Source organism: Proteiniborus sp. (assembly GCF_040308045.1).
Classification (GTDB): domain Bacteria; phylum Bacillota; class Clostridia; order Tissierellales; family Proteiniboraceae; genus Proteiniborus.
Genome location: NZ_JAWRHZ010000036.1, coordinates 22,497 through 42,621 on the forward strand (window position 1 = coordinate 22,497; position 20,125 = coordinate 42,621).

Genomic DNA, 20,125 nt, shown 5'->3' on the forward strand with positions numbered 1-20,125 from the left:
TTTCTATCACTCCTTCTTAGAGAATTTATCTAAGAATTCATCTAATCCAGAAGTATTTAATTCTAATTCAATAATATCATCAATATTATCATTGAAAAACTTAGATATATCACATTTCTTTTCTTTTTTACTAGTCTTGGTACTTGAATTAATCTTGTATTGATCCAAGCTTAACACAGCATCCATATTAGTATCCTCCCTTTTAACCCCTTGTTTGTTACCATTCTTGTCCATATTATATCACCCCTTGTCCACAAAAATCAACTATATTACAACTTTTTACCAACTTAATATTATTCTTATTATTAGCTTTCATTAATAATGTCATACATTTTACTGTATATCCTACCAAAATATGCTATAATTTATAAAGTGCTATTGTTTAAGCTCACAACAATTCATAAAGCGGGACTTCGGGTAACAATGTATTTGCGTAAAGGTGCACGGGTGAACAATCCTAGGGTGGTGAGCACCACATCCCTTCACCGGGAGCAAAGTTCCTCCAGGAGGTCTAAAAATGAGTAATCCACACGGTATAATCATATTCGGAGCAAACGGAAGCGGTAAGACTACGATTGGACGTGAGTTGGCTAACATTTTGAAATTTAAGCATATGGACATAGAGGATTATCACTTTGAAAAATCAGAAATTCCATACACGGTAGAACGCTCGCATGAAGACTGTTTGAATTTAATGCTTTCTGACATAAAGAAACATCACTCTTTTGTCATCTCAGCAGTCACTGGAGACTTTGGCGACACTATTCCACAGTTGTACGAACTCGCTGTATTTATCTCAGCACCGATTGAACTGCGTATTAAACGCGTAGAGCAAAGAGAGTATGAGAAATACGGAGAACGCATCCGCAAAGGTGGCGATATGTATGAGCAACACAAAAAATTTGCTGATTTCGTAGCCTCACGTTCTCTGTCAAGGATTGAACAATGGGTGACAGAGTTGTCTTGCCCAGTTTTGCGAGTAGACGGAACTAAGGACATTTCCAAAAATGCAGAATTGATTGTGAAGAAATATTTAGCAATGCAGACAAATGAATAGTATAAGCATAATCTATAGTAAACTTAATACACATAATTTATAAAATAAGTCGTATCAGTAATTTCATGCATGTGAAAAGAAGGAAGTGATTTGAATGTTTATATTTCTTTTAGTTATGAATTCTTTAATTCCAGTTATGATGATTATATTTGGAGTCTTATGGAAAAGTCATCCGCCTAAAAGCATAAATTGGGCATATGGATATAGGACTTCAATGTCTATGAAAAATAACGAAACATGGAAGTTTGCTCATATGCATAATGCTAAGGTCTGGAGATGGGTTGGAGTTATTTGGTTAGTAATTTCTATAATTGTAATGTTTTTATTTAAAGATAACTATGAAGTTGTATCCATATGGATTAACTATATTGGCTTAGCAATAATGATTTTATCATTGATACCAACCGAAATGGCACTTCGAAAAAAATTTGATAGGAATGGAGATTTGAGATAGTACGCATTCTTTATATTATGTTAGAGATCATTGATGAAAAGACGTTGCCGCATCATCTAACAAGGTATTTGCGCAAGGGTGCACTCGGGCAAGTTTTTTGGGCGATGTGCACCACATCCCTTCGCTGGGAGCAAAGCTCCACTATGGGGTCTATCTTTGAGGTCCAGCTCAGGGACGTCGCAAATACGGGAACGTTATAGGAAATGATGATATCGGGGCAGTTTTTCGTGGTCAGTTTAATAGAAAGTAAGATGGTATAAAATTATATGATTTTGTGATAGAAGGATTTTATATAAAGAGAGGAGGAACAAATGGGCAAAGAAGTATGTGCTATTTGGGTACTAGATGAAAAAACTAATCAAAAACTAGATGAAATTAGAAAAGCTTTAGAAGTATTTGATATTGAATATAATCCTATTTATGGGCATATTACATTTGCAAGTTTTATCGATGTTGATGTAGATAAAATCTTGAGGTATACTAAGAAATTTTCAGAGGGGAAAAAGTCGTTCGATATCAACTGTTCAGCGTTAGGATTTTTGACAACTAATTGTATAGCTTGCATACCTTCTACTTCAGGAAAATTGCTAGAATATTATGAGGAGTATCATCAAGAATTTGATTCTTATTGCAATATGTGGACAAGAGCCGATAGTGGACTGTGGTTACCTCATATATCACTTTTTTACAGTGAAACAGAGGATTTAGGGACTGTTATTGGAGAAATGTCAAAAAGATTTATTCAATTTAGTGGGAAAATTGTTAGATTAGAACTATCTGTTGTAAATGAAAGTAGTTTTGATATAGTATATTCCCATGATCTAGACTAACAAACGAATAATATAAGTTTTAGTATATTGAATAAAATGTATGGAATGGACTTTTGCGTCAAATTACTATTTATATTAACTATAAAATTATTGTGGTAAAAGGCGTCATCACTTCCTATAAACCAGCTAATAGTTGTCAAGGTTTTTTTGGGAAAATGTAGAATATAGTAAAAATAGGTATAGCAAACAAACCTACTGTAAGATAGGTTTTAAAAATGCTGCTGCAAGGTAATAATCTATACTAATTATTAATAGTTTAAATCAAAAGGTTTACCGCTTTTTAGGATACCATAGATAATTTTTAATGGTTTATTTGAGGTATCAATAATAGCTACTCTAGAAGGCTTCCCTTTAGCTATTTTTTTATCATAATAAGCTCTTAATACAGTATTAGCATATCCACTAGGCCTTCTATAAATTCCAGCACATGTAGTTTGATACAAAGCCTTTCTAAGATACGTTGATCCAAGTATGCAAGTGAGTAATTTAATAAACTCATCTAAAGCATAAGCATTAGACTGTTGGATAGAGTTTTTAAGAAGTAAAGCTACTTTACACAGATGAGAGAGTAAGACAATTTCTTGGTGGAATTGTTGAGGAAGATATATATAGAATTAAGTTTTATGATATGTGTGATGAAAACAATGACTATTTATATTGGGTAATTAGAAAAAAGATGATAATCTATTTATTGGACTAGTTTCTCTAGTAATGAATTAGGATTTAAAAGAGTAGTAGCAGAAACACAATATTCTAATAAGTCATAATGTAGACTGTTAAAGAAAATTGTGGGGGATACTTGAAATGTTGATAGAAAAAGACAAGTCATTGAAAAATGCACTTAGCGGGAAAGTAATTTTGTTAACAGGTGCAGGTGGTGGAATTGGCTTTGAAGCTGCTAAAGCATTTGTTTATATGGGGTCAAAAGTAATTATTGCTGAAATTGATAACGAGAAAGGTGAATATGCAGAACGATATCTTAACAATACCTTTAGTGGTCACTTAGCAGATTTTTATAAAATTGATTTAGCAGATGATAAGCAAATTATGTCTATGTATGATTATATAAATAGAGAATACGGTTGTCCTGATGTGATTTTTCATAATGCTACTATAACTGCAATGGGTGCTGTAGAAGAAGTACCACTACAAATGTGGGATAAAAGCTATATGGTTAATTTTAGAGCACCGCTGTTATTAACTCAGCTATTTCTTCCTGGTATGAAGAGAAGAAATACTGGTACTATTGTTTTTGTTCCTTCATCAGGGGCAGCTCCTTATATGGGGGCATACGAAGTGTTTAAAATCGCTCAAGTTGAACTTTGCAATACTTTATCTGGAGAATTAGAAAAAACAAACGTTAATACTTTTTCGATTGGACCGGGACTTGTAAAAACAGAGACTGCTATGAAAGGTATCAAAGTAGTTTCAAATATGATAGGAATGACAACAGAAGAATTTTATGAGATGAATGAAGGCCATATTTTAGGCGTTGAGGAAGCAGGATGTGGATTTGCTTTATCTGTTTTATTAGCTGATAAGTATAATGGACAAGAAATAGGTTCTATTCAAGTTTTATTGAAATTGGGACTATTAGAAAATAAAACGGAACAAGATGGTAAAAAGAAAACAGAATACGAAAAAATTATTCCACTAGTTAAAAAAATTATTAAGATATACAAAGAACAATATGATGGATGGATAGCAAGAAATATATTTGAAAGGCAATGGGTACTTAGGGATTTTAAAAAGACGGTAGGTGTTTCAGCTGAACAATTTTTAATTAATATGAAAAACTTAGAAGTAGAGCTTGAAAATGAGAATTATCAAATTTTAAGTACATATTCTGGTGATTTTGAAAAGCTAAGGGAATATTATACACGGCAATACAAATTGCTACAAGGATTTGAAAAAGAACCAGCTATATTGGAAAAGCATTCGAATACTTTAAAACAGTGGATTGCAGACTTAAATCTTATTTCTGAAAGAATCTAATCTAGTCAAAAAAGCATAAGTCCTTTTGGTAGTTTGCTCATATTATTCAAACTATGCAAATTAGATAAATCAATCTTTCATTAAAACTTTTTTAGAAGAAAATGTTTGTTAACAAAAACCGCCTTTAATATTGTGAACTAACATGTTATAATTAATTGTTAGAAAAATTAAAGGAGGCTTCTAAGAATGAATAATGTATTAACTACATGTGGATATTGCGGCTGCGGCTGTAATTATTATGTAAATGTGGAAAATAATGAAATAGTAGGAATAACTCCTAAGCATGATCATCCAGTAAGCCAAGGAAAACTTTGCGTTAAAGGCTGGCATGGGTATAGCTTTGTTCATCATAGTGATAGATTAAAGCAGCCTTTAATTAAACAGCAGGACGGAACTTTTAAAGAAGCAACGTGGGAAGAAGCGTTTAAACATATTGCACAGTCTTTTAAGAATACAATTAATAATTATGGCTCTGACGCAATAGGTATACTATCATCAGCTAGATGTACAAATGAAGAAAACTATTTAGCTACAAAGCTTGCAAGAAGTGTTATAAAAACAAATAATATTGACCATTGTGCCCGCCTCTGACATAGCCCTACTGTAGCTAGTTTAGCTGCACAATTTGGGAGCGGAGCCATGACTAACTCAATAGAGGAAATATCAAACTCGGACGTAATATTTGTAATAGGCTCAAACACTACAGAACAACACCCTGTAATTGGAATGAGAATAATAGAGGCTGTAAAGAAGAACGGAGCAAAATTGATTGTAGCAGACCCTAGAAGAATACCTTTAGTAGAGTTCTCATCTATATTTGCAGAAATTAAACCTGGTACAAATCTTGCTTTCATTAACAGTATAATGAATGTAATTATTTCAGAAGGCTTAGAGAATAAGAAATTTATAGAAGAGAGAACAGAAGGATACGAAGAATTAAGAGAATCAGTCGCAGAATATACACCAGAATGGGCTGCTGAAATCACAGGGATAGCTGCGGAGACTATTAGAGAGATTGCAAGGACATATGCATCAGGTAAAAATGCAGCAATCCTCTATACCATGGGTATTACACAGCATATTACAGGGAGTATGAATGTTTCTGCTCTTGCTAATCTAACTATGCTAGCAGGACAAATAGGTAAACCATCATCAGGCTTAAATCCTCTAAGAGGACAAAACAACGTTCAAGGAGCTTGCGATATGGGAGCCTTAACAGATTCATTACCTGGATATCAAAAACCTAATGATGAAAAGGCTATAAAGAGATTTGAAGAGGCATGGGGAAGCGATTTTGCAAGAAAAAAAGGTCTGACAGTTACCCAGATTTTTGATGCTGCAATAGAGGATAAAATAAAATCAATATATATAATTGGAGAAAATCCATTGTTATCAGACTCAGATACAAATCATGTAAGGAAAGCCCTAGAAAATCTAGATTTCTTAGTAGTTCAAGATATATTTATGACTGAGACTGCAAAAATGGCTAATGTAGTTTTACCTGCTTCAAGTTTTATGGAAAAGGACGGTACTTTTACAAATACAGAAAGAAGAGTTCAAAGAGTAAGAAAAGTTATAGAACCAGTAGGAGGCAGTAAACCTGATTGGGAAATATTATCAGGAATTATTAAAGCTATGGGCTTTGATTTAGAATACAACTCACCTTCAGATATTATGGAAGAGATTAGAAAGGTAGTTCCTATTTACGAAGGAATAACATACGAAAGAATTGATAGTGAAGGTATTCAATGGCCATGTACAGATACAAATCATCCTGGAACAAAATATCTGCATAGAGAAAACTTCTCTAGAGGCAAAGGTAAATTTGTTGCAAATGAGTATAGAAGTTCTGGAGAAGTAATATGCGATGACTACCCATTTATAATGACTACAGGTAGAACTCAACATCATTATCATACAGGAACTATGACTAGAAGATCTTGGGCTCTGGACAGAGAACAGCCAAGGGGGTTTATCGAAATAAATCCTACTGATGCTAAAGAACTTGGAATTAGAGATAATTCAAGAGTAAGAGTTACTTCAAGAAGGGGTTCAATAGTTGTAGATGCAAAACTTACAGATAAGATTAATCCAGGAGTAGTATTCATGCCTATACACTTTGGCGAATCTCCTGTAAATAAGTTAACTAATAGAAACTTAGACCCAATAGCACAGATACCAGAATTTAAGGTTTGTTCAGTTAGAATAGAGGTGGCAAAATAAAATGTATCTATTAAAAAAATCACATTTAATAGAGGCTTTAGATAGTTGGAAGGAAGCTTTCGATGTATATGCTCCTATGAAGCATAATGGAGTAGTAGATCTTCTTCCATATATGGATAGCAATGATTTTACTATGGAATATGTTAACTTTGCACTTCCTGTAAAGAAATATCTTTTTGGACAAAAGGAAGAGCTTTTCAAATGGGAAAAGAAAGGCGACAGTATAGAACTTTCTCATATAAATGGTGAAGAGTTCAAAGAAAGAGTTTATTTTGGAATAAGACCATGCGACACCAATAGTATTAACTATCTAGATCAGTTCTTTTATGAAAGATATAAGGATAATATCTATGCAGTAAAGAGAGAAAAAGCTTATTTCATAGCACTAAATTGTACAAACCCTGGTAGCAACTGTTTCTGTAATTCAACAGGAACAGGGCCATTTGCTACAAAAGGTTATGATTTATTGTTTACTCCTACTGACGATTCATATCTGGTTGAGATAGGAACAAGGAAGGGAGAAGAGCTGATAGCCATAGCTGCTCATCTTTTTATGCCTACACACGAGGAGATTTCAAATAAAAAGAAAGAAGCATACAAATTAGCTTTAGGTAGATTTTCTAAGAAACTAAGAATCCTAGATGCTAAACAAGTGTTGGAAGAAAGCTTTGATGATGAAATATGGAAAGAGCTATCTAAGACATGTATGGGATGTACTGGTTGTACTAATGTTTGTCCAACATGTACCTGTTTCAATGTAGTAGATGAGGATAATGGAGATGGAACAGGCTCTAGAGTTAGATACTGGGATTCTTGTCAAGCGGATTCATTTACAAGAAATGCAGGAGGACATAACCCAAGAGATGAAGTTTCTAGAGTTAGATATAGAATTTTTGATAAGATGAAATACATTGATGAAAGATATGGGTTTAAAGGCTGTGTAGGCTGTGGTAGATGTATAGATGCTTGTCCAGTATTTATAGATATAGTTGAAATAATGGAGAAGCTAGGGAAAAAATATGATGACAAGATAATTCAGGAGCTAGACCAAAAAGCAAAAGAAAGTACTAAGGTAGTGCCAGAACAACATGAGTGTAACGATGACTGCTCATATGTTTACACACCTAAGGTAGCTATTATTAAAGACATTATCCAAGAAACAAGTGATATAAAAAGATTTGTTGTTCAGTATGAGGACAAGTCTTTACACGAAAGCTTAAAATATACAGGACAATTCTTTAAGATAACTGTATTTGGTGTAGGAGAGATAGCTATATCTATTCCTTCAGGTGACTTTAAAAAGGATTATCTAGAATTTTATATTAAGAAAGCGGGTAAAGTAACAACTGTTCTTCATGATATGAAAGTTGGAGATAAGGTAGGATTGAGGGGACCATTTGGTAAGGGCTTTCCTGTAGATGAGCTTAAAGGAAGAGATATTCTAATAGTAGGTAGTGGAGTTGGATTAGCGCCAGTTCGTACTACTATTGAGAGAGTAACTGAAAATAGGGGAGACTATGGAAAAGTAGTTATCATAGCAAGTTCAAGATCCTACGAAAATCTAATATATAGAGATGACTTAATAGAGTGGAGCAAGATAGATGGAGTTAAAGTACTTTACGCTCTAGCTAAATCAACTGATGAAGTTGATGCTTATGTTGGATATATGAATGATTTAATTAAAGACTTAGACTTTGACTGGGATAATTCTACTGCAATAATATGTGCTTCACCAAACAGAATAAAGTCCGTATCAAGTGACCTTTTAGAACTTGGCTTAAGTGGTGAAAATATCTTAACATCACTAGAAACACACATGAGATGTGGTATAGGAAAATGTGGACACTGTAAAGTAGGAAGTAAATATATGTGTGTAGATGGACCAGTATTTAACTACGAAGAAATGCTAACATTACCACCAGAATTTTAGAAAAATTTTTGAACTCCATTTAGTAGGAATAATCCTTCTAGATGGGGTTTTTTGTTGATTTACTTAACTCAAAATAAAAACTCCTTATTTTAGCATTAAGTTCATAGACAACTTTTGGGATTAAGTTTACAATAAATACATACGATGAATTATTTTTATATCCGATACAGAATTCGGGAGGTAATATTAATGGAAATGAGATTTATTATAACAAGTGATGTCAGGAATGTTTGATTAGTGAATTAGGTTTATTAAGCAGTTGATAAATTTTTTATGAAAGAGAGTGAGAAATAATGAGTAGAATAGTTGTGGTTTATCAATCTAAATATGGAGCAACAAAGAAATACGCAGAATGGTTAGGGGAAGAACTATCATGTGATTTAATTGAAACAAAAAAAGCCACAGTTGAGCAGATAGAAAAATATGATGTAGTTATTTTGGGTGGTGGGATATATGCCACTGGAATTGCCGGGTTTTCTTTTCTGAAAAAACATTATGAAAGACTAAGAAACAAAAAGATTATTGTGTTCGCAGTAGGAGCATCTCCATATGATGAAAAAGCAATGACTATTTTAAAAGAAAATAATTTTAAGGGAGAGTTCTCACATATTCCTTGCTTTTATTGTAGAGGTGCATGGAATGAAAAAAATATGTCTTGGAAAGATCGAACACTGTGTAATCTGTTAAAAAAAGCTGTTGCTAAGAAAGATCCAAGTACCTATGAACCATGGGAAACCGCATTAATGCAAGCGATTGGCTCTGAAAAAGACTGGACAGATAAGGAATATATTAAACAAATTGTAGAGTACGTAAGAGTAAAATAAATGCTTGTCCTTAGTATTCACTATTTAAGTGAATACTAGCTGAGATAAGTAGATATGAAAAATAACTTTAAAGCATTGACATTACATTTTGTTATTGTAGTTTTATCTTTAACATTCCTAATAATTTTTGCTGTATTAGGTCCTACAATCGGTGAATATACTACTCATATTGATATTGTAGCAGAAAAAATGCAATTCACAGTTAGTGGAAATTATGACTGGAGATATAATGATAAAAAATTTATTATAATCTAAGTAAATTTTTTTGGTTTAATTTAATGAAACATAGTAGCAATAATGAAATGAGAGTTTTGTATTGGACAATGGAGGTGTATCTATGCAAATTAAAACAATGCAAAAAGAAGATGGAAAATATATTCTGCAATCAGCTCAGCTTTTAGTAGAGGGATTTAAAGGGAACTGGCCACATGCATGGCCTGATTTAGAAGCCGCACTAGAAGAAGTTGATGAATGTTTGAATACAGATAGAATATGTAGGATTGCTGTAGATGAAAATGATAACGTTTTAGGGTGGGCTGGTGGAATAAGCCAATATAACGGAAATGTATGGGAGTTGCACCCATTAGTAGTTGATATTAATCATAGAAAAAAAGGAATAGGAAGACTACTAGTTAATGACCTAGAAGAACAGGTAAGAGAAAGAGGTGGAATAACTATTCAGGTAGGCAGCGATGATGAAAATAATATGACATCATTGTCTAATATTGATCTATACGATAATTTGTTAGATAGAATTAGAGATATAAAGAATTTAAAGGGACATCCATATGAATTTTATATGAAATTAGGATTTAAAATTATTGGTGTTATGCCAGATGCAAACGGATTGGGAAAGCCAGATATATATCTAGGCAAGAGAGTTATAGATTGGGTTCAATAATGCGAAAGCATTATCAAACCGATTTATAATTAGATTAAACTTACAATAAATATATGTGAATTTAATTAAGGGGGAAGAAAAAAATGGATAGATGGGAACATAAAACAATCAAGATTAAGCTTAAGGGTTTTAGTGGAGGTATATTGGAAACAGAGGACTTTGACTACGAATTGAATAAGCTTGGAGAGCAAGGATGGGAGCTAGTTTCTTGTTTTACTTCAAATGCAGCTCAAGGGTATAGTAGAGAAGCAATAGCAGTGTTCAAAAGAAGGAAATAACATTATCGAGGTGAAACAAATGAAAGTTATATCTATAAGAAAATCTCCTGAATATAAAGATAGGGCAATTAAGTACTTTCAAAGTAAATGGGCATCTCCAAATAGTATGAATGTCTATGATGACTGTATAACAAACTGTATAACGACTACTAGTCCATTACCCCAATGGTATCTATTGTATGACAATGATAAAATAATTGGTTGTGCTGGTCTTATAACAAATGATTTTATCAGCCGTATGGATTTATATCCCTGGGTTTGTGCACTATATATTGAGGAAGAATACAGGGGAAATGATTATGGTTCTATTCTTTTAAAACAGGCAAAATTAGATGCAAAAATGGGAGGTTTTTCTCGTTTATACCTTTGCACAGATCATATCGGGTATTATGAAAAGTATGGATTTAAGTATATTGGTACAGGCTATCATCCATGGGGCGAGAGTTCTCGTATATATGCTGTTGAATTATAATATCTCTTGCAATTTTATACAATTAATCCTTTATTCTAGTAAGGCACCACGATTTATAATGTTACAAGAACGTAATTCTAATAATTATATTTTATTACATCAAATTGAGGAGGACACTAAAGATGGATACAGATTACAAACAGCAAATCATTGATAAAACTATTCAGTTTGTTAGACAAAAGCTAGAAGGAGAAGGTTCAGGACACGATTGGTGGCATGTATATAGAGTATATAAAAATGCTTTGAATATTGTAGCCAGCGAAGAAGCAGATGAGTTTATAGTAAGCTTAGGTGCACTATTACATGATATAGCAGACTTTAAATTTCATGGTGGTGATACAGAAGTGGGACCAAGAGTCGCAAGAGAGTGGCTTGAAAGCTTAAGTATAGATGAGAATACAATAAAACAGGTTGAACACATAGTTAGAAATGTTTCCTTCAAAGGTGCCAAGGTGAAATCACCAATGGAGACTATAGAAGGGAAAATTGTTCAAGATGCAGATAGATTAGATGCTATTGGAGCTATTGGAATCGCTCGAACATTTGCATACGGTGGTTATAAAGAAAGGGTGATTTATAATCCAGACATCAAACCAGAATTACATGAGACATTTGAACGATACAAAAATAATGAGAGTCACAGTATAAATCATTTTTATGAAAAGTTATTACTTTTAAAAGATTTGATGAATACAGAAACAGGCAAAAAAATAGCAGAAGAACGACATAAATTTATGGAACTTTATTTACAGCAATTCTATGATGAGTGGGATGGGGGAAAGTAATAACTAATATAAAGTTACCTAAGTCAATGAGAGGGGGAATTTTAATGGTAGAGATTATTAAGGTTTATAAGGAAAGCTTTCCGTCCTTAAGGCTTATAGGAAAACGATACACAAATAAGGACAGAGATGAAATGGGCGGTTTTAGCAGCAAGTGGTGCGAATGGCATGAAAAAGGATATTTCAATATCCTTGAAGAACTTGAGAGTTTACCTGAAAATGAAGGTGCTTATTTAGGCTGCATGAGATGTACAGATGAGTTTGAATATTGGATCGGAATGTTTTTCTCAGAACAGACACCGGTTCCAGATGGTTTTACATACGTTGATATCCCTTCAGGTGATATTGGCACTTGCTGGATATATGGATGCGAGGATAATGGAGAAATCTATGGGCAAGAACCACATGATATGTGTATGTCAAGAATAAAAGAGGAAGGATGGCAGTTCGCAGAAGATACTTGGTTTATAGAACGCTATAATTGTCCACGTTTTACAACACCAGATGAGAATGGAAAAGTGATTTTAGATTATTGTGTATATCTGAAAGATTGATAAGTGAAGCAACGTTAATCTATTTAATGAAGAGCTTTGACTTGAAAAAATAAGAACAGGTGGATATAGATATGAGATTAAGTGAAATAGAAGAGTTTATATTGAGTTTATTTGACACTAAAGATAATGACTGCTTTCATGAAGAAAGTGGAATTACAGTAAGAGGGACAGAGGAAATAAAGAAAATCGGATACTGTACAAATTTAACACTAGATACCATTGAAGAAGCAAGAAAAAACAAGGTTGATTTGATGATAACACATCATGATGCTTGGGATTTTATATATGGACTTAAAGATGCATGCAGAGAAAAGCTATTAGAAAATAATATTTCACATTACTTCAACCATCTCCCATTAGATGACTGTGATTTCGGAACAAATAATTCTTTAGTTGAAAAATTAGGTCTACAAATTATTGAAAAAACCCACTTAGAGGATGGATTCCATTGCGGACGTATAACAGAGACTAATGTAGAGATAACATTTGAAGATTTAGTTCAGAAACTAGAGACATTGTTAGAGGAGCCAGTAAAAGCATGGAAATTTAAAGATGAAACCATAAAAAGGATAGGATTAGTTTGCGGGGGTGGAGGCTTTACTACAGACCTTAGAGTGGCAGCTGAGAAAAATTGCGATGTCTACATAACGGGTGAAAAAGTTCTATACACCATAGAATACGCTAAATTCATAGGAATGAACTTGATAATAGGCAGTCATACTTTTACAGAAATATTTGGCATAGAAAGTCTTGCGAAAAAAGTTAAAGAAAAATATAACGATATAGAAATTATTAGACTAATGGAAGAACATCTTGAAGCACAATAAGGAAAGAAAAATTTGCAATTCTGCAAAGGCTTTTATTATAAAAGACGGGAAAATGTTAGCATCAAAAATTAATGATAATGGTGATATTTTTTATATAATGCCAGGCACCCCTATACCCGTCAAAACTTCGTTTTCAAGTAATTCGTCTTTTTAACAATGAAAAAACAGATGTTTACCTTGGAAACGAAAGTATGGAGTAATTGAATAAAATAAGTATTATTTTAATTAAGCTCAATCATGTTTGTTGTCATGTTATATATCGAATATTTAGCCATAGTTGCAAGTATACATAACGGAATAACTGATGTAGGACCCAAGGGAGGTAACAATAGTGGAAAACGAAAAATATTCAGAAGAGAAGGTTGATATATTTTGGAAAGAGTTCTTGATAAAAACAGGTAGATGTGAAACGACAAAGTATTTAAGCATATTTCATTTTGAATTAACTGAAAAATGGGCCAATGAATTGTTGCGCTTGGTGTTAATTGGGCAAAAGAAAGCTACAGCAAGTAGTTTATGGAGTTATGAAATTGAAGGGGAACGTGTACCTGAGGTTGGCGATTTAAGTATTGTCACTGATTGGGAAGGTGTGCCACGATGTGTTATTGAAACAACTGCGGTAACAATCATTCCATTTTCAGATATTACGTATGATATTTGTAAGCGTGAGGGCGAAGATGATACATTAGAATCATGGCGTGTAGGACATATTAAATTCTTCAAAGAAGAGGGAAAACAACTTGGATATGAGTTTAAAAATGATATGCCAGTGATTTTTGAAGATTTTGAAGTAGTATATCAAGCATAGGCTTTATAGGTAAAATCAATTTATAGAGGATATACCACATTACATAAAATTGGTTGTATTAGGTCTGAAAAAATAGAGCGGTATATCTAGCCCAAGCTGATGAGAATGAAAAGCTTATTATTAAGCCCGACGAGAATAGTGCTGTTAAGTGGATACCTATTAATTACATAGACATATATTCAGATGAGTCCCATATGAAGACAATTTATAATAAAATAGTATCTAAAATTGGGAAGTTATCAATATAAATACAAATTATATAGAGTATGATAAATTACATTGAAGTTTTCATAGAATGTGCAATATGTGGAATAGTATTTGGCAGCACTTTATCAAATAAAATTTGGAGGTAATATAATGAGAAATCAGAATTTTGTTATTGAGGCTAGGAAATTAAGAAGCTTCATTTAGTTTGTATTAATAAAACTAAATGGAGGGTTAGAAATGAAAATAAATGATAATTATTTGAAAGAGCAATTAAAGCATGTGTATTGGTTAAATGGAGGCGCTTGTGCTGGAAAGACAACAATGACAAAAAAGTTTTTTAATGAGCTAGGATTTATAACATTAGCAGATGATGTTTCAAAATATAGACCATTTTCTTGTCCTATTGAGCATAGCTCACTTCAGATGCCCAATCCTAATTTAGATTGGAATAATTGGTTTAATCGCCCTGTAGAGGTCTACTCTCAATGGTTAGCTGACATAGCGAAAGAGACGATAGAGTGAGCTGGCATATGCACGGCTCATTCCATTAACTAACATATACTTTTAAGGAATTAAATTATTTTTCTGATGAAGGAGGACTATATGGAAATTAGAAAAATAAGTGAGGATATTTTAAGGGAAGCTAATAAAATTCTATATGATATGGGTTTATTACAAGTGATGGGGGAATTTGGGGAAGTTTTTGTTACTGGTAGCTATTACTTGAATCTTATGACGTGGAGAGATTTAGATGTATATATCAGAAATGATACTATGGATAAACAAAAATTCTTTGAATTAGGTGGTAAGATTGCTTCAATCTTAAGTCCATATAAAATGAATTATAGGGATGAGACTATTTTAAAAAGAGGAAAGCCAGACGGACTATATTGGGGAGTTTATTCTAATCTCTTTAAAGTACATACATGGAAGTTTGATATATTTGTCCTAAAATCCCGAAACTTTGAGAAATTATCAAATGAAGCTAAGGAACTTAAACAAGAGATTAGTCAGCAAATGGAGGAACCGATTCTAAAAATTAAGCAAAGCATTTGTGATAATCCATTATATAGAAAAGAAGTTTTTAGTATGGATATATACACAGCTGTGATGAAGGAAAATGTGAGTTCAGTAGATGATTTCAGAAAATGGTTAAAGGAAAAGAAAAATATTAGTTTATAAAGGGCATATTGCTAAGAAAAGAAAATTATATGGATAAAAAACACAGAAATAAACTCTAAAATTTTTGATATATGGAATGAAGAAGGTTGGGAATGGTTTTGTGAAGTAAAAAATGCTGAAATACTAGGTTCAGTTCGGCGATGTTGTATATACAGACATAGTATAGGACGCGATAATCTGCAAATATGGTATAATTTATCTAAAATGATTTTAGGGGGAATAAAGATGGCACATGTTGATGAAAGAATTGTTCTAAAATTTTATCTAGAACAGATAAAAAATGATAATGTAAAATTTTTGGAGAGTAAGGATAACTTTAAAAAAAGTATTTCAGAAGAAATTAAATTACTTTTAGAAGAAAAAGATTTGAACAATAGAATTAAAATTGCTAAAAGTTTATGGAAACTTCTTTTTGAAGCAGCTATGAGCTACATAGATCCTGATAAACGCGGTTATGATGATATTTTTACATACTTTGATGAATATGTAAATTTTGAAGAATTGATATTTGCTTCAGACTCATTTTACAGGGATCATACTATGCATTGCCTTTGGGTATATTTTCTTGGAGAATATATAAAGAAAAGTGACGATTATAAGGATATTTTAATTGATGAAAACAAACAAAGAAAAAAGGCAATTGAAGATTATGATGTTTCCTTTCGGGCATCTAAACACAATATACTTTTTAAAGATTTTCTTTATATATCAGATATTATAAACAATTTAGTAAACAATGAAGAAGCAATATGGTGTATAACTGCATTAACACATGATCTTGGATACCCTATAAAAAAAATAGGTAAAATTAATAAATGTATTCAAAAAGTTCTACCTTATTTTCATGTAAATAATTATGATGAATTTAATTTTAATTACACAGACGTTCAACAAAGTTTCATTAATGATTTTATTAAGTTTATGTGTTATGGAATAGAATTATATTTTGCTATTGACACTGAAGAAGGAAATGAAATAGGAAAAATATTTGAAAAGGCTTTTATTGAAGATGATGGGAAACTATTAGTTAATGATAATGAACTTGATAAATTAAGTAAAACAGAGTATAAAAAACTCCAGCAATACATGAATGAAGGATCAGGCATTAAAATGCAAGTTGATTTCACAAAACGTCTAAATTTTTCTAATGATTTTGAACATTATGAGCATGGTATTATGAGTGCATTTTTATTAATGAAAACGATTTATTCTTTCAATACATTTAAGTTTAGCTATAATGATTATAAAAATATTATACAGGATGAGATTGATATTACTAAATTTATTTCTATGCATGACATACTTAATGCTGTAACAAATCATACATGTTCTAGATTTCAAATGAAAGGTATAAGTGATACAAGTGAGTTATTAGCTTTCATTGATGAGCTTGAAGAGTTTTCAAGAATATCAAGAGCTAATCAAAGCAGGCAGTATGTAGAAGAGTTTTGTAAAACTGACCTGTCATTTGTTGATGGCTGGTTCCAGATTGATTTTATATTTGATAATGAAAATCTTGAGAATCTTGATCCTGAATTTGCGTTTAAAGGAAGATGCAAGAAGTTCCTGACACTTTTCGATATCTATAATTTAGATAATAACTTGAAAATCAGATTGAGATGCATCGATAAGGTACTGGGGAATAATAACATTTACTGCCTAGAAATTGCGAAAAAGTATGCTAACATAATCATAAATGGTGAAGAACAAAATATTCCTAAATATTTAAGAACTAAGACATTTTACACCAAAGAAGAGTATGCAATGCTATAATAGCATCGTAAATATTGATAAGCTAAGTGTAATACCGACTTATAGATGGATTGAGGGAGGATGAAATGAATAAGAAAATATGTATTATTTCAAATTTGTGCTTGTTATTATGGTTTGCTCTAGATATGGTGGGAGTGAGTATTGATGGTCATATTTTGGTTACTAGATCTTATGTAGAAGATGGGGTGTTTTTTCTTTTATTTTTAGCTTTATTTATCTGGTATATTTTTAAAGACAAAATAGGAAAATATTTTCTGACAGGTTGGCTATCAATATGGTTCTTAGCTCAATTTTTATCGCATTGGTATTTTACTATATTCGGCCCTTCAGAAGGAAAAATAAATTATTTTGCAGATACTATAAAACTTACATCATCTCCTAATATTTACATACCTGACTTATATCACATATTACTACATATATTAATTCTTGTTTCTTTAATAAATATGATAATTTATTGTGTTACTTCAAGTAAATTAAAGACAATACAACAGCATGAATCATGAGTATAGTACTAAGAGTCAATTCGTAACAGAAGAATCCAAAGTAAAAATTATTTATACCAGCTTGAAAGAAAGGATGAGGGAAGCTCATTTAGGCAAATCTTTGAATCAATATACAGTTGTTCTACAGTACAACAGTTTCCCTCCGGGGTTAAATTAAACCAAATAGTCAGAAAAGGGAGAAGAATATGAAAACTGGAATATATTACTGGTTTGGCTATCCTATTGAGAGTAGAAGGAGATTTGAACTAATTAGAGCAGCTGGATTTGATAGCGTAATGCTTTGGTGGGGAGATGAATATAAAGATATAGATGGAGACAAAAATATTTTGCCTGATTTAGCCAGAGCATATGGGCTAGAAGTGGAAAATATTCATGCCCCTTTTGATACTGTTAATGAAATATGGAAGGATAATATTGATGGAAAAGAAGTAATGGATTTATATATAAAATGCATAGATGATTGCGCAAGACACAATATTTCGACGGTTGTACTTCATATAACTACTGGAAAAAACCCTCCTCCTGTTACTAAATTGGGAATAGAAAGATTTAAAGACATAGTTGATTATTCTCAGAATAAAGGAATATATATTGCTTTAGAAAACTTACGCAGACATGATTATTTGAATGAGATTTTTATGAATATAGATTCACCATATTTGGGATTCTGTTATGATAGTGGGCATGAAAAATGTTATTCTGTAGTGTAAAAGATTATATTTGCTTTCCGCTATCTGACTCATGGAAAAGGAAAGAGTCTAGAATCACTGACGTTACTTATAGATTAGAGAAACTGTTATGTTTGATTAACACTGCTAAATGAAGATATATTTGGTCAGCATATAGCTGACAAATAGTATTTAAGAGTACAGCTAAGGATAAAAGCAAAAAATGGTGAAGGAGTATTATGATGAAAAAATCATTTAAGGTAATTGTTGGAACTGCAATAGTTGCATTATTCTGTTTAATTACCTATGTATATTTTAATGTTCCAGGTGATGAGATCTCTGGTGTGTCAAATATCACAACATCAAGCAATGTAGTAATTAGAAAGAGATACCATGGCACAATCTTAGGTCAATATGCAACATTCTATTTGACTAGGAGGGTAAGCTTATGATTAATAAAAAAAATATGATGGATTGTGTATACCAACAGCTTGCTATTGACTATAATTGCTCGTCGAATGACTTCCTAAAAGATGGTCTGATTTTCACAGAAGCAAGAGAAAATCAAGGCAGACGGAATTTTCCATTTGTAACGCCGCGTCTTGAAATGATCTCATTTGGACATAGCATAATAATAAATGTATCTTCTGACATTTTACCTTAGCTAGCTGAAGCATACAATTTCTTTAATGAATCATAATACAGTATTTGATTAAAGGAGTACAGAGGCAAAATGATAGAAACTAATAGATGTACATTATCTAAAATACAAAAAAGCGACTATGAAGACGTAAAGATGCTTTATACAGATGAGAAAGTAAGGCAATTTCTTGGTGGAATCATTGAAGAAAATATATATATGATTAAGTTCAATAATATGTGTGATGAAAGTAATGATTATTTTTATTGGGTAATTAGACATAAGGAAGGTAACCAATTTGTAGGACTAGTCTCTTTAGATTTGCATCATGATGGTATATCTACTGAAATCTCATATCAGTTACTACCCAAGTGGTGGGGATATGGATATGCAACAGAAATAGTTCGATATGTCATTAGTTATGCCTTTAAAAAATTAGGATTAATAAAAATAGTAGCAGAAACACAATCAGCCAATACAGCATCATGTAGGCTGTTAAAGAGGATAGGAATGAACTTAGAGGAGACAGTTGAGAGATTCGGTGCAGAGCAATCAATATTCAGTATTAGGAATAAGGAAATAGTTTAAAGTGCTAATTATAAATGATGTTGTTATATAAATAAGAACTATATTTTATGTCGTAAATGAGATAACAAAGATTTTATACTATAACTAGGGAGTTGTATTTTAAGAATTACTAGTAATTTGTAGGAGTGAAAAATGGGAGAACATTACAAGTCATTATCAGCAGTATTTCCAATTATTTTGAAAGTAAAATATGGTGAAGTAGAGATTTTATTGCATCGTAGAAAAAATACTGGCTATCAAGATGGGAAGTGGGATATAGCAGCTAGTGGACATGTTGACGAGGGTGAGACAGCTAAAATGGCTGTTGTGCGTGAATGTGCAGAAGAGTTAGGTATTGATGTGAAGATTATTGATTTATCTTTTGTTCATTTATCTCACCGCATTAGTAATAATGGAGGAAAAGCATATTATGATATTTACTTTGTCGTTAATAGGTATGATGGTATACCTAAAATCATGGAACCAGATAAATGTTCAGAGCTAAGATGGTTTAAAATAAATGACCTTCCAAACGACATTATTGATATTAGAAAAGCAGCCCTTGATTATTATGGAATTGACATCCAATATAGTGAGGTAATTGAGGTGTAAAATCATTCACTATGAGCGAAGCTAAACCAAATGGT

26 protein-coding genes are annotated in these 20,125 nt (G+C 32.1%); 24 read left to right on the plus strand and 2 right to left on the minus strand.

Annotation, left to right across the window (positions count from 1 at the left end):
- Positions 1 to 6 precede the first annotated feature (6 nt).
- The gene (locus ABV008_RS06695) at positions 7 to 234 is read right to left on the minus strand and encodes a hypothetical protein (RefSeq protein ID WP_352419043.1); all 228 of its coding nucleotides are present in this window, start codon (positions 232 to 234) and stop codon (positions 7 to 9) included.
- A 283-nt stretch (positions 235 to 517) separates the two neighbouring features.
- Here ABV008_RS06695 and ABV008_RS06700 point away from each other — a divergent pair, with 283 nt between their 5' ends.
- The 3 genes from ABV008_RS06700 (at position 518) to ABV008_RS06710 (ending at position 2,341) form a co-directional block, all read left to right on the plus strand.
- A complete protein-coding gene (locus ABV008_RS06700; protein ID WP_352419044.1) occupies positions 518 to 1,057 on the plus strand; it encodes an AAA family ATPase in 540 nt (179 codons plus the stop codon).
- A gap of 94 nt (positions 1,058 to 1,151) precedes the next feature.
- On the plus strand, positions 1,152 to 1,511 hold the full coding sequence (locus ABV008_RS06705) for an SdpI family protein (RefSeq protein ID WP_352419045.1): 360 nt from the start codon (positions 1,152 to 1,154) through the stop codon (positions 1,509 to 1,511).
- Positions 1,512 to 1,822: 311 nt separating this feature from the next.
- The gene (locus ABV008_RS06710) at positions 1,823 to 2,341 is read left to right on the plus strand and encodes a hypothetical protein (RefSeq protein WP_352419046.1); all 519 of its coding nucleotides are present in this window, start codon (positions 1,823 to 1,825) and stop codon (positions 2,339 to 2,341) included.
- A 248-nt stretch (positions 2,342 to 2,589) separates the two neighbouring features.
- Here the strand turns inward: ABV008_RS06710 and ABV008_RS06715 are convergent, their stop codons facing one another.
- The gene (locus ABV008_RS06715) at positions 2,590 to 2,784 is read right to left on the minus strand and encodes a hypothetical protein (RefSeq protein ID WP_352419047.1); all 195 of its coding nucleotides are present in this window, start codon (positions 2,782 to 2,784) and stop codon (positions 2,590 to 2,592) included.
- Between the two features lie 361 nt (positions 2,785 to 3,145).
- On the opposite strand from ABV008_RS06715, the gene ABV008_RS06720 reads away from it, so the two are divergent.
- From ABV008_RS06720 to ABV008_RS06820, 21 genes are all read left to right on the plus strand, one after another.
- Positions 3,146 to 4,336: an SDR family NAD(P)-dependent oxidoreductase gene (locus ABV008_RS06720; protein WP_352419048.1), complete on the plus strand. Its 1,191-nt coding sequence runs from the start codon at positions 3,146 to 3,148 to the stop codon at positions 4,334 to 4,336.
- 186 nt (positions 4,337 to 4,522) lie between these two features.
- A complete protein-coding gene (gene fdhF, locus ABV008_RS06725; protein WP_352419049.1) occupies positions 4,523 to 6,559 on the plus strand; it encodes a formate dehydrogenase subunit alpha in 2,037 nt (678 codons plus the stop codon).
- A gap of 1 nt (position 6,560) precedes the next feature.
- The gene (locus tag ABV008_RS06730; protein ID WP_352419050.1) at positions 6,561 to 8,489 is read left to right on the plus strand and encodes a 4Fe-4S dicluster domain-containing protein; all 1,929 of its coding nucleotides are present in this window, start codon (positions 6,561 to 6,563) and stop codon (positions 8,487 to 8,489) included.
- Positions 8,490 to 8,782: 293 nt separating this feature from the next.
- The gene (locus ABV008_RS06735) at positions 8,783 to 9,313 is read left to right on the plus strand and encodes a flavodoxin domain-containing protein (RefSeq protein WP_352419051.1); all 531 of its coding nucleotides are present in this window, start codon (positions 8,783 to 8,785) and stop codon (positions 9,311 to 9,313) included.
- A 54-nt stretch (positions 9,314 to 9,367) separates the two neighbouring features.
- The gene (locus tag ABV008_RS06740) at positions 9,368 to 9,568 is read left to right on the plus strand and encodes a hypothetical protein (RefSeq protein WP_352419052.1); all 201 of its coding nucleotides are present in this window, start codon (positions 9,368 to 9,370) and stop codon (positions 9,566 to 9,568) included.
- An 82-nt stretch (positions 9,569 to 9,650) separates the two neighbouring features.
- Complete coding sequence (locus ABV008_RS06745) at positions 9,651 to 10,214, plus strand: GNAT family N-acetyltransferase (protein ID WP_352419053.1); 564 nt, start codon at positions 9,651 to 9,653, stop codon at positions 10,212 to 10,214.
- An 83-nt stretch (positions 10,215 to 10,297) separates the two neighbouring features.
- On the plus strand, positions 10,298 to 10,492 hold the full coding sequence (locus ABV008_RS06750; protein WP_352419054.1) for a DUF4177 domain-containing protein: 195 nt from the start codon (positions 10,298 to 10,300) through the stop codon (positions 10,490 to 10,492).
- A 19-nt stretch (positions 10,493 to 10,511) separates the two neighbouring features.
- Complete coding sequence (locus ABV008_RS06755) at positions 10,512 to 10,964, plus strand: GNAT family N-acetyltransferase (RefSeq protein WP_352419055.1); 453 nt, start codon at positions 10,512 to 10,514, stop codon at positions 10,962 to 10,964.
- A 122-nt stretch (positions 10,965 to 11,086) separates the two neighbouring features.
- Positions 11,087 to 11,749: an HD domain-containing protein gene (locus tag ABV008_RS06760; protein ID WP_352419056.1), complete on the plus strand. Its 663-nt coding sequence runs from the start codon at positions 11,087 to 11,089 to the stop codon at positions 11,747 to 11,749.
- Between the two features lie 44 nt (positions 11,750 to 11,793).
- Positions 11,794 to 12,300: a GyrI-like domain-containing protein gene (locus ABV008_RS06765; protein ID WP_352419057.1), complete on the plus strand. Its 507-nt coding sequence runs from the start codon at positions 11,794 to 11,796 to the stop codon at positions 12,298 to 12,300.
- 71 nt (positions 12,301 to 12,371) lie between these two features.
- Positions 12,372 to 13,127: a Nif3-like dinuclear metal center hexameric protein gene (locus tag ABV008_RS06770; RefSeq protein ID WP_352419058.1), complete on the plus strand. Its 756-nt coding sequence runs from the start codon at positions 12,372 to 12,374 to the stop codon at positions 13,125 to 13,127.
- A gap of 331 nt (positions 13,128 to 13,458) precedes the next feature.
- Complete coding sequence (locus tag ABV008_RS06775; protein WP_352419059.1) at positions 13,459 to 13,935, plus strand: ASCH domain-containing protein; 477 nt, start codon at positions 13,459 to 13,461, stop codon at positions 13,933 to 13,935.
- A 444-nt stretch (positions 13,936 to 14,379) separates the two neighbouring features.
- The gene (locus tag ABV008_RS06780) at positions 14,380 to 14,664 is read left to right on the plus strand and encodes a hypothetical protein (protein ID WP_352419060.1); all 285 of its coding nucleotides are present in this window, start codon (positions 14,380 to 14,382) and stop codon (positions 14,662 to 14,664) included.
- Positions 14,665 to 14,745: 81 nt separating this feature from the next.
- The gene (locus tag ABV008_RS06785) at positions 14,746 to 15,324 is read left to right on the plus strand and encodes a hypothetical protein (protein WP_352419061.1); all 579 of its coding nucleotides are present in this window, start codon (positions 14,746 to 14,748) and stop codon (positions 15,322 to 15,324) included.
- Positions 15,325 to 15,549: 225 nt separating this feature from the next.
- The gene (locus tag ABV008_RS06790; protein WP_352419062.1) at positions 15,550 to 17,097 is read left to right on the plus strand and encodes a hypothetical protein; all 1,548 of its coding nucleotides are present in this window, start codon (positions 15,550 to 15,552) and stop codon (positions 17,095 to 17,097) included.
- A 65-nt stretch (positions 17,098 to 17,162) separates the two neighbouring features.
- Positions 17,163 to 17,603 carry a hypothetical protein gene (locus ABV008_RS06795; protein WP_352419063.1) on the plus strand — a complete coding sequence of 147 codons (441 nt, stop codon included), beginning with the start codon at positions 17,163 to 17,165 and terminating at the stop codon, positions 17,601 to 17,603.
- A 185-nt stretch (positions 17,604 to 17,788) separates the two neighbouring features.
- Positions 17,789 to 18,313: a sugar phosphate isomerase/epimerase family protein gene (locus ABV008_RS06800; protein ID WP_352419064.1), complete on the plus strand. Its 525-nt coding sequence runs from the start codon at positions 17,789 to 17,791 to the stop codon at positions 18,311 to 18,313.
- Between the two features lie 200 nt (positions 18,314 to 18,513).
- Positions 18,514 to 18,723: a hypothetical protein gene (locus tag ABV008_RS06805; RefSeq protein WP_352419065.1), complete on the plus strand. Its 210-nt coding sequence runs from the start codon at positions 18,514 to 18,516 to the stop codon at positions 18,721 to 18,723.
- Positions 18,720 to 18,935, plus strand: coding sequence for a hypothetical protein (locus tag ABV008_RS06810; protein ID WP_352419066.1), 216 nt, complete (start codon positions 18,720 to 18,722; stop codon positions 18,933 to 18,935). Before ABV008_RS06805 ends, ABV008_RS06810 begins: the two co-directional genes overlap by 4 nt.
- Before the next feature lie 69 nt (positions 18,936 to 19,004).
- Positions 19,005 to 19,499, plus strand: coding sequence for a GNAT family N-acetyltransferase (locus tag ABV008_RS06815; protein ID WP_352419067.1), 495 nt, complete (start codon positions 19,005 to 19,007; stop codon positions 19,497 to 19,499).
- A 132-nt stretch (positions 19,500 to 19,631) separates the two neighbouring features.
- A complete protein-coding gene (locus ABV008_RS06820) occupies positions 19,632 to 20,090 on the plus strand; it encodes an NUDIX hydrolase (RefSeq protein ID WP_352419068.1) in 459 nt (152 codons plus the stop codon).
- Positions 20,091 to 20,125: the final 35 nt, after the last annotated feature.

Coding starts and splice junctions, on each gene's coding strand:
- ABV008_RS06785 (WP_352419061.1), top strand. CDS start 14,746: ATGGAAATTAGAAAAATAAGTGAGGATATTTTAAGGGAAGCTAATAAA.
- ABV008_RS06815 (WP_352419067.1), top strand. CDS start 19,005: ATGATAGAAACTAATAGATGTACATTATCTAAAATACAAAAAAGCGAC.
- ABV008_RS06800 (WP_352419064.1), top strand. CDS start 17,789: ATGAAAACTGGAATATATTACTGGTTTGGCTATCCTATTGAGAGTAGA.
- ABV008_RS06735 (WP_352419051.1), top strand. CDS start 8,783: ATGAGTAGAATAGTTGTGGTTTATCAATCTAAATATGGAGCAACAAAG.
- ABV008_RS06730 (WP_352419050.1), top strand. CDS start 6,561: ATGTATCTATTAAAAAAATCACATTTAATAGAGGCTTTAGATAGTTGG.
- ABV008_RS06720 (WP_352419048.1), top strand. CDS start 3,146: ATGTTGATAGAAAAAGACAAGTCATTGAAAAATGCACTTAGCGGGAAA.
- ABV008_RS06700 (WP_352419044.1), top strand. CDS start 518: ATGAGTAATCCACACGGTATAATCATATTCGGAGCAAACGGAAGCGGT.
- ABV008_RS06805 (WP_352419065.1), top strand. CDS start 18,514: ATGAAAAAATCATTTAAGGTAATTGTTGGAACTGCAATAGTTGCATTA.
- ABV008_RS06780 (WP_352419060.1), top strand. CDS start 14,380: ATGAAAATAAATGATAATTATTTGAAAGAGCAATTAAAGCATGTGTAT.
- ABV008_RS06795 (WP_352419063.1), top strand. CDS start 17,163: ATGAATAAGAAAATATGTATTATTTCAAATTTGTGCTTGTTATTATGG.
- ABV008_RS06790 (WP_352419062.1), top strand. CDS start 15,550: ATGGCACATGTTGATGAAAGAATTGTTCTAAAATTTTATCTAGAACAG.
- ABV008_RS06765 (WP_352419057.1), top strand. CDS start 11,794: ATGGTAGAGATTATTAAGGTTTATAAGGAAAGCTTTCCGTCCTTAAGG.
- ABV008_RS06745 (WP_352419053.1), top strand. CDS start 9,651: ATGCAAATTAAAACAATGCAAAAAGAAGATGGAAAATATATTCTGCAA.
- ABV008_RS06810 (WP_352419066.1), top strand. CDS start 18,720: ATGATTAATAAAAAAAATATGATGGATTGTGTATACCAACAGCTTGCT.
- ABV008_RS06695 (WP_352419043.1), bottom strand. CDS start 234: ATGGACAAGAATGGTAACAAACAAGGGGTTAAAAGGGAGGATACTAAT.
- ABV008_RS06755 (WP_352419055.1), top strand. CDS start 10,512: ATGAAAGTTATATCTATAAGAAAATCTCCTGAATATAAAGATAGGGCA.
- ABV008_RS06740 (WP_352419052.1), top strand. CDS start 9,368: ATGAAAAATAACTTTAAAGCATTGACATTACATTTTGTTATTGTAGTT.
- ABV008_RS06770 (WP_352419058.1), top strand. CDS start 12,372: ATGAGATTAAGTGAAATAGAAGAGTTTATATTGAGTTTATTTGACACT.
- ABV008_RS06705 (WP_352419045.1), top strand. CDS start 1,152: ATGTTTATATTTCTTTTAGTTATGAATTCTTTAATTCCAGTTATGATG.
- ABV008_RS06710 (WP_352419046.1), top strand. CDS start 1,823: ATGGGCAAAGAAGTATGTGCTATTTGGGTACTAGATGAAAAAACTAAT.
- ABV008_RS06750 (WP_352419054.1), top strand. CDS start 10,298: ATGGATAGATGGGAACATAAAACAATCAAGATTAAGCTTAAGGGTTTT.
- ABV008_RS06820 (WP_352419068.1), top strand. CDS start 19,632: ATGGGAGAACATTACAAGTCATTATCAGCAGTATTTCCAATTATTTTG.
- ABV008_RS06760 (WP_352419056.1), top strand. CDS start 11,087: ATGGATACAGATTACAAACAGCAAATCATTGATAAAACTATTCAGTTT.